Origin of the sequence: Psychrobacter immobilis, assembly GCF_904846235.1 — a bacterium.
Taxonomy (GTDB): domain Bacteria; phylum Pseudomonadota; class Gammaproteobacteria; order Pseudomonadales; family Moraxellaceae; genus Psychrobacter; species Psychrobacter immobilis_C.
This window is the reverse complement of record NZ_CAJGZN010000004.1, coordinates 186,657-199,066: the sequence shown is the minus strand read 5'-3', so window position 1 is coordinate 199,066 and position 12,410 is coordinate 186,657. Positions and strand designations below refer to the sequence as shown.

The window sequence follows — 12,410 nt, the reverse complement described above, 5'->3', positions numbered from 1 at the left end:
AGAGAGCGTTTCGACTATAGGATAAGACTCCTTATTCTCCTTTAAAAACCGCTGCTCAGACCCCATATTGTTATAAACCTTAAGAAGAAGAAAACCATTATGCGAATGCCTGAACCGCGCTCATCGCGTCAGTTAAATCAATTGGCCACTCAGCTCCAAGGCGAAGCTGAAATTAGTGGTGTTAATGCGTCAGGGACGCAAATATCAAGTCGTGCCTTTGAGATGGTGACTGACTTTGAGCCAGCAGGCGACCAGCCGCAAGCCATCAAAAAGCTAGTTAACGGTATCAATTCGGACATGGACGAGCAGTTGCTACTAGGTGTGACTGGCTCTGGTAAGACCTATACCATGGCGAAGGTCATCGCTGAAACTCAGCGTCCGACCATTATCATGGCGCACAACAAAACGTTAGCGGCTCAGCTATATGGTGAGTTCAAATCGTTTTTTCCTAATAATGCGGTCGAATATTTTGTCAGCTATTATGATTATTATCAGCCAGAAGCGTATGTCGCAGCGAGTGATACCTTTATCGAAAAAGACAGCGCCATTAACGATCATATTGATCAGATGCGCCTGTCAGCCACGCGTGCCTTGTTAGAGCGTCGTGATGCGATTATTGTCGCTTCGGTATCCTGTATCTATGGTTTGGGTGATCCAGAAAGCTATCTAAAAATGCTACTGCATGTCGTTGTGGGCGATAACATTGACCGTACGGCAACTATCAAGCGTTTGGTTGAGATGCAGTACACGCGTAATGAGCTAGATTTTGGTCGTGGTACGTATCGGTTGCGTGGAGAGCTGTTAGATATCTATCCTGCTGAGTCTGAGCAGCTAGCCGTACGCGTGCATTTATTTGACAACGAAGTCGAAAAGATTACGTGGTTTGATCCCTTAACAGGGAAAACAGTACGTAGTGTGCCGCGTATTACGATTTATCCAAAGTCGCACTATGTGACGCCGCGTAATAAGCTAGAAGCTGCCAGCCACACGATTCGTGCTGAGTTAGAGCCGCGTTTAGAGTACTTCCGTGACAACAATAAGTTGATTGAAGCACAACGTCTCAAAGAGCGTACTCAATATGACTTGGAGATGATTCAGCAGCTTGGTTACTGTAACGGTATCGAAAACTACTCGCAGCATCTCTCTGGCCGTCCATCAGGGGAAGCGCCGCCGACATTGTTTGATTATATTCCAGAAGATGCCTTGTTGTTCCTTGATGAATCACATGTGACGGTTTCGCAGATTGGCGCAATGTATAAAGGCGATAGATCACGCAAAGAAAACTTGGTCAATTATGGTTTTAGATTACCCAGTGCGATGAATAACCGCCCGATGAAGTTTGAAGAGTGGGAGCGTATCAAGCCCAAAACCATTTATGTCAGTGCCACGCCAGCATTGTATGAGCTTGAGCATAGCGAGCAAGTCGTAGAGCAGGTCGTCCGTCCGACGGGTCTGATTGATCCTGAGATTGAGATACGTCCTGTATTGACGCAAGTCGATGATGTGCTATCAGAGATTACCAAACGCCGCGAAAAGGACGAGCGTGTACTGATTACTACATTGACCAAGCGTATGTCAGAAGATTTGACCAGTTACCTCAAAGAGTATGATGTAAAAGTCGCCTATCTACATTCGGACATCGATACTGTCGAGCGTATGCAGATTATTCATGAGCTTCGTACTGGCGTACATGATGTTCTGGTCGGTATCAACTTATTACGCGAAGGCTTGGATATGCCTGAGGTATCACTGGTAGCGATATTTGATGCGGATAAAGAAGGCTTCTTGCGTTCAGAGCGTTCGCTTATTCAGACCATTGGTCGTGCCGCCCGTCACTTGAATGGTAAAGCCATTCTCTATGCTGATCGCATTACGCCAAGTATGCAAAAGGCAATAGATGAGACGGATCGCCGCCGTGATAAGCAGATTGCCTTTAACCTTGAGCATAACATCACGCCAAAAGGTGCTCGCCGTAGTATCACGGACAAGATTGATACGGGCGAAAGCTTGGATGCCAATGACAATCAAGCTATCCCAGTTAAGAGTAACTTGCCAGATATCGATATCAATATCTTGCGTAGCCCCGATCTGCTTGCCAAAGAAATCAAACGATTAGAGAAGCAAATGCAGCAAATGTCGCGTGATTTGAAGTTTGAAGAAGCAGCAAAAACGCGTGATAAAGTGCTGGAGCTAAAAGCACATTTAATCTGATAACTTGGGTCGAATATTGAAGCTAAAAAGAGGCTAAACAATAGCGAAGGTGAGGTGCTTTTTAAGTACCTCACTTTTTTATGGTTTATTCAATATCGGAACGTACAGAATACTTGTAATACAACGCATTGCCACTTACCATATCCGCATAAATCTCACCATCCATATAATATCTCAAAAATTTAAGTCACATGCTAACAAGCCGAGCACGTGTAATGCTCTATTTGGGCTAGGCTTATTGTTCTTATAGGTCACATCGTCAACATAGACTGAATTTTTGGAATAGACATAATCTAGGCGTATTATTCACTGTGCTTACCAACAACTTAATAGAATTAAACTCTAACGAAAATTCACTCGGCATGTCAGATGCTGCCAAACAAGCCGTTATCGACTCTTTAGACATCAGCTTTCGCTATCCCGATGACCAACGTGCGGCGCTGATTACCAAAGTTGCTGAGATAAATGATGTGACAGAGAGTCAAATTTCTCTAGGCAGTGGCTCTAGTGAAAATATTCGTACTGTCGTCCAAATGCTACAAAATCAAGCATTAGTAGAAGGCAAAAAATTCCAAGTTATCGTGCCGCATCCAACCTTTGCCTATGCTGAGTTATATGCGACATCTATCGATGTACCTGTGGTCAAAGTACCACTGACGACTGAAAATTACGCCTTTGACTTGCAAGGTATGCAAAAAGTGGCTGATGACTTTGACGGTATTAGCTTGTTTTATCTGTGCAATCCAAACAACCCAACGTCGACTATTACTGACACAGTAAATCTCAAAGAATGGGTAGGAAATGCAACAAGTAACCATTACTTTTTATTAGATGAAGCTTATTCGGAATATGTGACTGATCCAAGTTTTGAGAGTGGTGTTACATGGATACGAGAGGAGTACTCTGAAAATATCGTTGTGGTGCGTACCTTTTCAAAACTATGTGCACTCGCTGGCATGCGTGTCGGCTATGCAGTTGCTAGCCCGCAAATGATTGCTAGATTAGAAGCATTCATCTCGATTGATAATACTAACTTATCAGGCGCTGTAGCTGCATTAGCAACTCTAGATGATGAAGATTTTCTAGCATTGAGCTTACGTACAGCCAATCAATCACGTCAACTGGTTGAGCAAACATTAGATGAGCTTGGTTTACGCTATTTGCCATCACAGGCAAGCTTTATATTTCATGAGATACAAGGCGATGTGCAAGCCTATATCGATAGAATGCGTGAGCATGGTATTGCGGTCGGGCGTGAATTTGCGCCAATCACTGGCTTTAATCGCTTAACACTTGGCAGACCTGATGAGATGGCGGTATTTGTAGGGGTACTCAAATCATTTCGTGAAAAGGGTTGGGTCTAGCTAAATTAGTTAATGTAGTTCAATAATATAAAAAGGAAATTGCTTATTGGCAGCTTCCTTTTTTGCTGAATCTATTTTTCTGGTTCTGTTTCGTTGGATCTATATCCCATTCAAAATCAATCGCACATTTTTACCAACATCAAACGCAGTTTTACATATCGCACCTTAACTAATCTAACGCTATCTTATAGGATAACTGAGTAAAGCATGACCCGTTAATCACACAGATGAATACTGGGTAACAGTCACAGTGCTCGGCATGCTCACGTACCTTATAATTATAAAGTTAGGGATGTACCTATGTTCGATATCAAATCATTTTTTAAACGAGAAGTAGAAAAAAAGCTTATCAATGTAGATGACTATATTTTTATGCCAGAACGCGTAGAGATGGAAATTGAAGGTGGACTATTAAATTGTGTGTTGAATAGTGATGGTCGCGTAGATATTTTTTATAGTAAAGACGGTGTCACTGAGGTGGGTTCAGCGTCGCGCAAGCACCCATTTACAGCATTTGAAAAAGAGCTATACCATGGTATTTATGATGATGTGATTAATGATTTAATTAAGGAAGTAGATAAAATTATTGATAGTACTTCGAAGTATTTCCGTCGTAGCCAATCATTACCTTTTACGGCCTCTATAACTTCTCAAGCATCTGACACAAATAAATTTTAGGCTAATTAATTGAACTAATCTATTAGCAATAAAAAGGGTGCATTATGTATAACGCACCCTCTTTATTATTTTTTATTCTAATAAATAACTTAATTGTTCTATTGAACAAAGCTTGTATAGCAGCTCTGTAGAGATTTGGCGACGACTTGTGCGACTAACTGAGTACGGTACTGAGAGTCAATCGCGGCATTGCCCAGCTCAACAATCGTCACTTGCTGCGGTGCTTGCTCACTGACACAGCCACAAACATTGGTTTTAACAGATTCTTGCTGTGCTTCTGTCATGGCGACGCTTGCAACACGCCATGCGTTTTGTTTTTCAATTTGGCTACGGCATTGGTTGTCAATCGCAGCTCTAAAAACATTCATGCCGATCTCGTTTGCGGTACCGATTGCTGTACCTGTGCCGTTGTTTGTAGCACCTGTTGTGGTACATCCCGCCAAGGCAAAAGTCGCTAGCATCATCGTTGAAGCCAAGATTTTTTTCATAAGTTAGTCCTTTAAGGTGTCTGTCATAAATAAAGCTGTATATTATCAGTAAAACCTAGCAATGACATCATTAACCACAGGGGCATTTTATTTTAGAACTCTATAACCTATATGTATTAACCACAAAAAAGCCAGCTAAGTAATCACTTAACTGGCTTGATATAGACTAAGCTATTCGGCTTATTTATACGTTTTTGCCGTGTTCTTTTTGCTGAATATCTTTTGCCAATTTATAGCATTCGTTGATATGGTCATTAGCAATTTTCTTAAAAATCGTATAGCCCATAGTCGCAGCAACCAATTGACCGCCAAGTGGGATAAACTTAGTCACTTGTTTGGCAGCGATACGACCACCGAAACCTTGAATGGTTTTCTTAACGATACCGCGTGTTGCCATGAGTCCAGCGAAATCTACAGTACGATCTTTTACTGCGCTCCAATGCACTTCGCGAGATTCCAAGTTAATGGCTGATTGACGGTCTTCAATGAGACCAAAACGCTCACTAATCTCTGGAATCAACTGCGTCAACATCCCCGCGTCAACTGCCACATCAAAAAATGGTACTGGCACAACCGCTACACCAGCAGAAACTCTAGCGCGTCTTTTTACCATTCCCTGACATTCTTTTTTAACCTTCTCAAGGTCTAGGTTAGGGTCGATCGTATTTGGAAGTTTTTCAGCAAGTGGCGTGGTTTTCATAAAGTGTCCTTATAAATAATTAAAATATAAATGATAAAAAGTTCAATAAACAACAAATTCTTTAGTTGCTTACTATTTTATGGATTTATGCGTGGCTTACAATCATTGCTTTGTAGCAAAATGAATGAAATTACTCATACTATGCACCTTTTTTGTAAGTGATTAAACGAAGGCAGTTTACATGAGCTATAAAAATGGCAGTATCAATTATTGCTAATTTACAGGCATTATTCATCAGGTTGTACAATGCCTAATGATATACAGAGGTAGTATAAATTGTCATTGTGAGCCTCTACTAAAGCCAGTAGAATACCCTCATGCTAAATTTAACCTCCCGTTATACCAGCACTCGCATCGACGAGTTGCCCGCCGCGCTGCAACCATTTGCCGCTCAATCATTCACGCTTGCCCGTCTGTATGCAGGGCGAGGTATCACTGCGCCTGATGAGCTGGAGACTAGCCTATCAGGTCTATTGCCTGCTGAGGCCCTACACGGTGTCACAGAAGCCGTGCGCTTATTAGATATGGCCATTGATGAGCATCAGCGTATCTTGATCGTTGGTGACTTTGACTGTGATGGTGCCACCAGTACAGCCTTAATGATGCGCGCGCTCACAAAGATGGGTGCGGTCGTTGATTTCCTAGTACCAGATCGTTTTAAGTACGGTTATGGTCTGACGCCAGAGATTGTCGAGTTAGGTATTGAGACTTTTCAGCCAGACGTGATAGTGACGGTTGATAATGGTATCTCAAGTCATGAGGGCGTAGCGCGTGCCCAAGCTGATGGCATCACAGTGATTATCACTGACCATCATCTCACGACCAAAGAGACGCCACCTGCGGAAGCAGTGGTCAATCCAAATCAGCTAGGTTGTGACTTTGCTAGTAAGGCATTGGTTGGAGTAGGCGTAGCATTTTATGTGCTCGGACGCTTAGCAAAGCTACGCCGCGAAGCTGGCAAGTCTACGGTACAGGTGAGTCAATATTTGGATTTGGTCGCACTTGGGACGATTGCAGACGTTGGGGTACTGGATAAAAACAACCGCATTTTGGTACATCATGGATTATCAGCTATTCGTCAAGGCCGCTGCTGTATGGGAATACTGGCATTGCTTGAGCAAGCGGGCCGTGATCCCAAGCAGCTTCATGCGCAGGATTTCGGTTTTGTATTAGGCCCACGTATCAATGCAGCTGGGCGCATGGACAATATGCGCATCGGTATCGAGTGCTTATTAACTGAAGACTGGAGCACCGCACAACGTTTGGCACAAGAGCTTGAACAGCTGAACCGTACGCGTCGTCATGTAGAGGGCGAGATGCGTGCGCAAGCTGATAGTATCGTACAAGCATTGGCTAATGAAGATAATAGTGATGAGAGTGTGAGTAGTGATAGTGATGATAATGGCAGTAACGATGACACAATTACTCAAGCTTTCTCTACTGCTAAGGCTAGCAATGCAGGTGCACGTAGTATTATTTTATACCAAGATGACTGGCATCAAGGAGTCATTGGCATTGTCGCTGGTCGCCTAAAAGAAAGCCATTATTTACCCAGTATCGTTTTTGCACCCGCAGACACTGAACAAACGGATGAAGATAGTGCCATCAAAGGCTCTGCACGTTCTATCGCTGGCGTACATATTCGTGATGCGATTGAACAAGTTGCTGAGCGTTATCCAGACTTAATCAGTCACTTCGGTGGGCATGCGATGGCGGCAGGTCTGACCCTCAAGCGACGCAACTTTGAGGCATTTGTCACAGCTTTTAATGAAGTGATGGCTCAGATGGATGATGAGGTATTTGCAGAGCAAAAATTCACCGATGGACCTTTGCAAGCAAGCGATTTTAGCTTATGGTTTGCCGAGCATTTAGCCGATGCCAGTATCTGGGGTCATGGGTTTGCACCGCCGATATTTGATGGTGTGTTTGAGGTATTGAGCTTTAAGATTTTAAAAGACAAACATCTTAAGTTATCGCTGCGCTATCCAGACGTTCAATATCCGATAGAGGCCATTTGCTTTAACTTCGATAATGAGGCGTGGGATTACCGTGCTAAGCAAGTCCATTTGTTATTTCAGCTAGACATCAATGAATGGAATGGCAAACAAAGCTTACAGCTGATGGTCAAGGATTTGGCTGTGGTAGAGCACGGCTAAAGCGACAATGTCAAACCGATAATACTAAACGCGCTCAAATATGGACGCGTTGGCATTATTGACGCTCAATTAGTTTAGGGCGTGTTTTCAATTCACCCGATAGTCATCTAAATGGGCTAAAAATGGCTAAATCTTGCCAAACATCGTCAAATAGCTGGTTGATATCCCGATATTATCTGCGCTATTTTTCTTGTTTGATGGCAATTTATCTCATTTCTATCACTGTCTTTGAAATGAAGACACGCCCTAGTATCAGTATTTCCACTCTAATGTGGGGAACTGCCAATCGTAACGAATAGCCAGCATACGCAAAGTAAAAATCGTACTCATCGTAGAGATGTCAGCTACCCAATCTGTCACGCCTAAGTTCTTTAGAGCGAAGTACAGCACCCCACCCGTCAACGCTGCCGTAATATAAATCTCTTGCTGTAGTACCAATGGAATCTCATTGCAAATCATATCGCGAATGATGCCACCAACTACGATGGTAATCACACCTAACAATAGCGCTACAGGTACATTGGCACCTATACTATCAGCGACTTTGATACCGATCAGCGTAAATGCTGATAGACCAATGGTGTCAGATAGTTTGAGGAACTTATCCACTCGTCTGGAGTTTGGATGAAAAAATATCTGCATCGCTAGTGATGAAATCGTAATGAGGGTCAGATAGCTCATATCTACCATCCAAAATAACGGATGGCGATCCAGAATGACATCACGTACCGTGCCGCCGCCGATAGCAGTGACAATAGACACGAGCAGACAGCCGAAGACGTCGAAGTTTTTGTGCTTGGCAAGTATCGTGCCTGAAACGCTACAGGCGATGATGCCAATCATATCGAAGAAATATATCAAAGAGCGTGGGTCAAAAGTAGTGATCAGTACGGTAGGGTCCAATACGATAGCCAACATGGGCAGTTCTCACTATTTTCAATTATTGTCAGTCAAACAAAGGCTATCTACGCAGAGTCTTGCTCAATTAATCAGTTTACGAGTCGAATAGAAGGCAGATGCCAGTCGAATCTGAGCGCGAGCATACGAACTGCAAAGATGACAAACAGCATAATAAATTCATTGAGACTGGCACCGACTCCAAAATACTGTAAGCATAAATACGTCACAGACCCTGCGATACTGGCAGTAATATAAATTTCACGCTGTAGTACCAGCGGAATCTCATTACAAATGATATCACGTAGTAAACCACCGATAATGGCAGTCCAGACACCCATCATAATAGCAATGAGGGGAGACATGTCTAAGGTTAAGGCTACCTTAAAACCAATGACACTAAAAGCTGCTAGCCCAATAGCATCAAAGAGCTTTAACGCATTATCAATCTTATGATAAAGGTGAAAGAAGATTTGTAAGATAAGGGAGGTCACCGTGATAACGATCACGTAATTAAGATCAGTCATCCAAAATAGAGGATGACGGTCGAGAGCCATATCGCGTAATGTCCCACCGCCGATGGCATTGACCATCGCCACCAAGATACAACCAGCGATATCGAAGCCTTTATGTTGCGCAAGTAAAGTCCCTGCAATCGCGCAGGCAACAATGCCAACCATGTCCAATAAATATAATAGAATATCAGGAAAAATCAAAGCATTACCCATGGTTATATTGCCAAATCGTGATCATCAAAGTGATAGGTGTTTTTTAGGCGGTTATTCAATGCATAAATTTGACGAAAGAGGTGTAGTGTTACAGTGCCATTTAGCCATCTTTTGCAAATAATATCAGTCCTACAATAATCAGCCCTATACCGACCAGTCCCATCGCCGAAGGTATGGCGTTATCTAACAATAATATACCCCCAATTAAAGCAAAGATAACTTCACTGGCTTGGGTTGAGTCGACGCCTGCAACCTCGCTTGAAGTAACAGCTTGCTCGCGCGCATACAAAAATATAGTGGTCGCTGCCACGCCTGCTAATAGGGCAACGAGCAACGTATTGATTATTTGTGAGGGGTGGGGCTGGTCAGGGCGCACTATAATGCCCAAAAACAGCCAAAATGGCAAACACCCGAGAGTCATTAGCCACACCTTGTTAAAAGCATTTTGCAGTAGCGTGGTTTCGATAGAAGGAATACGAGCAATTAGATTTTGTAGGGATGAGGTTGCCGCAGTGTTGTTACTTTGAAGTACGCTATCGAGGTCGGTAGCATCATATGTCGTAGCTGGCAAATCATAAGCTTCGGATATGAGCGGTTCACTCTGCTCGTTAATATCAATACTGATGCTAGCTCGTTGAGCGTTCAACGCCGCTGCTTCTTGTAGATGAGTATTGCGCTGGCGAGCATTATGAGAAGCCTGCCAAACCAGCTGGTTACCAATTGGGTAGCTAAAAGCAGCGATAAGAGCAGGTAGCGCACCGTACAGCAGCATGTCAGACATGGGAACGGTGTCAGTTATAGAGGCAGCATGCAGACCTTCGCTGATATTGACGAGCGCCACACCGATAAAGACAATGACAGCATATACGATGAATTTTTTATCAAAACGTTGACCAAATGCCAATAGCACAAGCAAACTGGCGACGACGGTAAACATAAAGGTAGCCGCTACTACCCATCCCGCAACATGATCTGCGGCATAGCAAATACCAGTATAAAACAGTCCAAACCCGATACTACCAGTAATGCCCCAGAAGCCCCAATGCTGTAGAAAAATTCTCATTAGCGCTTTAATACGACCAAAGCCATGTTGCATCGTAATAATGGCGGTAATAATGACTAGCATAAAGACATAGCGTAGACTCGCTGACCAAAACCAATGTCCACCTGCGCTACTCATAAGCTCATTTAAGATAAATGTCGAGCTAAAAAACGCACCTGCTAGCAAGCCCAATAAAATGAGTTTGATCATACCGCTACCTTATCCATGGCACTCAACGTGTTCACACTTTTTGTTTGTTACTTGCTGATAATTACTTGCTGATAGTTACTTGCCTTTGGCATCTGCCCAAATGATCTTATGCAATTGTAGCTGAAAGCGAACTGGCAAGGCATCAGCCAACATCCATTCTGCTAGCTCGCGCGCCAATACAGGTACTTCAGGGCTGAGCTGTTCATCGACATCATCTGCGACATTAAACATCGGAGAGAACCATACCGTACCGACCAATTCGTTTAGCTTATACTCGGTCAATTTAGCTTTTGCCCAGTCGTAATCTGTACGATTCATAATGACAAACTTGATTTGATCGTGCTGAGTGAGATAGTCGAGGTTTGACCATAGATTTTTATCGACTTCGCCTGAGCTTGGCGTTTTGAGATCCATCACCTTACTGACTGGTGCTGGCACGTTTTCTACCGTGAGTGCGCCTGCGGTCTCAAGGGATATCTCATACCCGTCGCTCAGCAAACGTTTCATCAATTCAATGGCATTTGGCTGTGCTAATGGTTCACCGCCCGTCAGACAGATACGCTTGCACGGATAACCTTTGATGGTTTCTATGATGGTTTCTAATGATTGACGTTCGCCGCCAGTAAAAGCATATTCGGTATCACAATAGACGCAGCGCAGCGGACAGCCCGTTAGACGCACAAATATCGTCGGCAAGCCTGAAGTGATTGCCTCACCTTGTAAGGAATAAAAAATCTCAGTCAGACGTAATCCTGCTTCGGGGTCAGTAACAGGGATAGCGGCGGTGCGTAATGATGATTCACTCATAATATTTCAAATACAGTTAAAGGTCGATAAGACGATGAAGCGCTTATCAATCGTAATAAAAAGGCAGGGGATGGTACGAATGATTTTGTGTTTGTATAAAGACAAACTAAAAGAGGATTATAACGTAACGCGTTATATTAAGCTGCAAAAAAGATGCTGGAGTCATCCCCCAGCATCTTCATATAAAACAATATTATGTACCAAATAATGGTACGTGCCAAATATTTAGGCTAGGCGTAATAGCTCGTTTACTGATGTTTTTGCACGAGTTTGCGCGTCAACTTTTTTCACGATGATGGCAGCGTACAAGCTGTGCGTGCCATCTTCTGACGGTAAGCTACCTGGTACGACAACAGAACCTGCTGGTACACGGCCACGATGAATCTCGCCAGTTTCGCGATCATAGATGCGCGTCGATTGACCTATATAGACACCCATAGAGATGACAGCGCCTTCTTCAACGATAACGCCTTCAACGATTTCAGAGCGTGCACCGATGAAGCAGTTGTCTTCGATGATAGTAGGGTTTGCTTGCAATGGCTCTAATACACCGCCGATGCCAACGCCACCTGATAAATGCACGTTTTTACCGATTTGAGCACATGAACCAACGGTCGCCCACGTATCAACCATCGCACCTTGATCGACATAGGCACCGATGTTGACGTATGACGGCATCAATACTGCGCCTGCTGCGATGAAAGAACCTCTACGTGCGACAGCTGGTGGTACAACGCGTACGCCTGCTTCTTTAAACTGCGCTTCGGTCCAGTTAGCAAATTTAGTTGGAACTTTGTCATAGAACTGTACGTGTTCGCCAGCGGCTTGGACGTAGTTGTCGTTTAGACGGAAAGACAATAGTACGGCTTTTTTGGCCCACTGATTGACAACCCATTCACCATCTTTCTTTTCTGCTACGCGCAGGCTACCGTTGTCTAGTTGCTCAAGTACTTGATTGATAGCATCACGCACGTCTTGTGGCATATTAGCTGGGCTGTATTCGTTGCGATTTTCAAATGCTTGTTCGATGGTTTGTTGTAATGACATAAAGGTTCCTAAAATGAATGAAAGGGAGGGTGATCTTAATGTTATGGTTAAAGGCTTATATGACCCAGCCTAAAGAAAATTC

The 12,410-nt window shown here is 43.5% G+C and carries 11 protein-coding genes; 4 read left to right on the top strand and 7 right to left on the bottom strand.

The genetic code is table 11. The annotated features are described in order from the left end of the window. The first annotated feature begins 99 nt into the window (after nt 1-99). From uvrB to JMX07_RS04305, 3 genes are all read left to right on the top strand, one after another. Complete coding sequence (uvrB, locus tag JMX07_RS04315; RefSeq protein WP_201606500.1) at nt 100-2,211, top strand: excinuclease ABC subunit UvrB; 2,112 nt, start codon at nt 100-102, stop codon at nt 2,209-2,211. Between the two features lie 311 nt (nt 2,212-2,522). Further along, on the top strand, nt 2,523-3,575 hold the full coding sequence (locus tag JMX07_RS04310; RefSeq protein WP_227684617.1) for a pyridoxal phosphate-dependent aminotransferase: 1,053 nt from the start codon (nt 2,523-2,525) through the stop codon (nt 3,573-3,575). A 300-nt stretch (nt 3,576-3,875) separates the two neighbouring features. After that, nucleotides 3,876-4,253: a hypothetical protein gene (locus tag JMX07_RS04305; RefSeq protein ID WP_101206413.1), complete on the top strand. Its 378-nt coding sequence runs from the start codon at nt 3,876-3,878 to the stop codon at nt 4,251-4,253. 98 nt (nt 4,254-4,351) lie between these two features. Here the strand turns inward: JMX07_RS04305 and JMX07_RS04300 are convergent, their stop codons facing one another. Both JMX07_RS04300 and JMX07_RS04295 read right to left on the bottom strand, forming a co-directional pair. Next, nucleotides 4,352-4,741: a hypothetical protein gene (locus JMX07_RS04300; protein WP_201567403.1), complete on the bottom strand. Its 390-nt coding sequence runs from the start codon at nt 4,739-4,741 to the stop codon at nt 4,352-4,354. 184 nt (nt 4,742-4,925) lie between these two features. Beyond that, nucleotides 4,926-5,441 carry a hypothetical protein gene (locus tag JMX07_RS04295; protein WP_101206415.1) on the bottom strand — a complete coding sequence of 172 codons (516 nt, stop codon included), beginning with the start codon at nt 5,439-5,441 and terminating at the stop codon, nt 4,926-4,928. A gap of 317 nt (nt 5,442-5,758) precedes the next feature. On the opposite strand from JMX07_RS04295, the gene recJ reads away from it, so the two are divergent. Further along, entirely contained in the window at nt 5,759-7,597 is a 1,839-nt protein-coding gene (recJ, locus tag JMX07_RS04290; RefSeq protein ID WP_201606497.1) for a single-stranded-DNA-specific exonuclease RecJ, read from the top strand. Nucleotides 7,598-7,849: 252 nt separating this feature from the next. Here the strand turns inward: recJ and JMX07_RS04285 are convergent, their stop codons facing one another. The 5 genes from JMX07_RS04285 to dapD form a co-directional block, all read right to left on the bottom strand. Beyond that, on the bottom strand, nt 7,850-8,515 hold the full coding sequence (locus JMX07_RS04285; RefSeq protein WP_201606495.1) for a trimeric intracellular cation channel family protein: 666 nt from the start codon (nt 8,513-8,515) through the stop codon (nt 7,850-7,852). A 71-nt stretch (nt 8,516-8,586) separates the two neighbouring features. Continuing rightward, the gene (locus tag JMX07_RS04280; RefSeq protein WP_057760886.1) at nt 8,587-9,222 is read right to left on the bottom strand and encodes a trimeric intracellular cation channel family protein; all 636 of its coding nucleotides are present in this window, start codon (nt 9,220-9,222) and stop codon (nt 8,587-8,589) included. Nucleotides 9,223-9,322: 100 nt separating this feature from the next. Then, nucleotides 9,323-10,474: a multidrug resistance efflux transporter family protein gene (locus tag JMX07_RS04275; protein WP_201606493.1), complete on the bottom strand. Its 1,152-nt coding sequence runs from the start codon at nt 10,472-10,474 to the stop codon at nt 9,323-9,325. 75 nt (nt 10,475-10,549) lie between these two features. Continuing rightward, nucleotides 10,550-11,281, bottom strand: a complete 732-nt coding sequence (queE, locus tag JMX07_RS04270) for a 7-carboxy-7-deazaguanine synthase QueE (RefSeq protein ID WP_201606491.1) — start codon at nt 11,279-11,281, stop codon at nt 10,550-10,552. A 225-nt stretch (nt 11,282-11,506) separates the two neighbouring features. Beyond that, nucleotides 11,507-12,328 carry a 2,3,4,5-tetrahydropyridine-2,6-dicarboxylate N-succinyltransferase gene (dapD, locus tag JMX07_RS04265; RefSeq protein WP_057760881.1) on the bottom strand — a complete coding sequence of 274 codons (822 nt, stop codon included), beginning with the start codon at nt 12,326-12,328 and terminating at the stop codon, nt 11,507-11,509. Nucleotides 12,329-12,410: the final 82 nt, after the last annotated feature.

Coding starts and splice junctions, on each gene's coding strand:
- uvrB (WP_201606500.1), top strand. CDS start 100: ATGCGAATGCCTGAACCGCGCTCATCGCGTCAGTTAAATCAATTGGCC.
- JMX07_RS04305 (WP_101206413.1), top strand. CDS start 3,876: ATGTTCGATATCAAATCATTTTTTAAACGAGAAGTAGAAAAAAAGCTT.
- JMX07_RS04300 (WP_201567403.1), bottom strand. CDS start 4,741: ATGAAAAAAATCTTGGCTTCAACGATGATGCTAGCGACTTTTGCCTTG.
- JMX07_RS04295 (WP_101206415.1), bottom strand. CDS start 5,441: ATGAAAACCACGCCACTTGCTGAAAAACTTCCAAATACGATCGACCCT.
- recJ (WP_201606497.1), top strand. CDS start 5,759: ATGCTAAATTTAACCTCCCGTTATACCAGCACTCGCATCGACGAGTTG.
- JMX07_RS04285 (WP_201606495.1), bottom strand. CDS start 8,515: ATGTTGGCTATCGTATTGGACCCTACCGTACTGATCACTACTTTTGAC.
- JMX07_RS04280 (WP_057760886.1), bottom strand. CDS start 9,222: ATGGGTAATGCTTTGATTTTTCCTGATATTCTATTATATTTATTGGAC.
- JMX07_RS04275 (WP_201606493.1), bottom strand. CDS start 10,474: ATGATCAAACTCATTTTATTGGGCTTGCTAGCAGGTGCGTTTTTTAGC.
- queE (WP_201606491.1), bottom strand. CDS start 11,281: ATGAGTGAATCATCATTACGCACCGCCGCTATCCCTGTTACTGACCCC.
- dapD (WP_057760881.1), bottom strand. CDS start 12,328: ATGTCATTACAACAAACCATCGAACAAGCATTTGAAAATCGCAACGAA.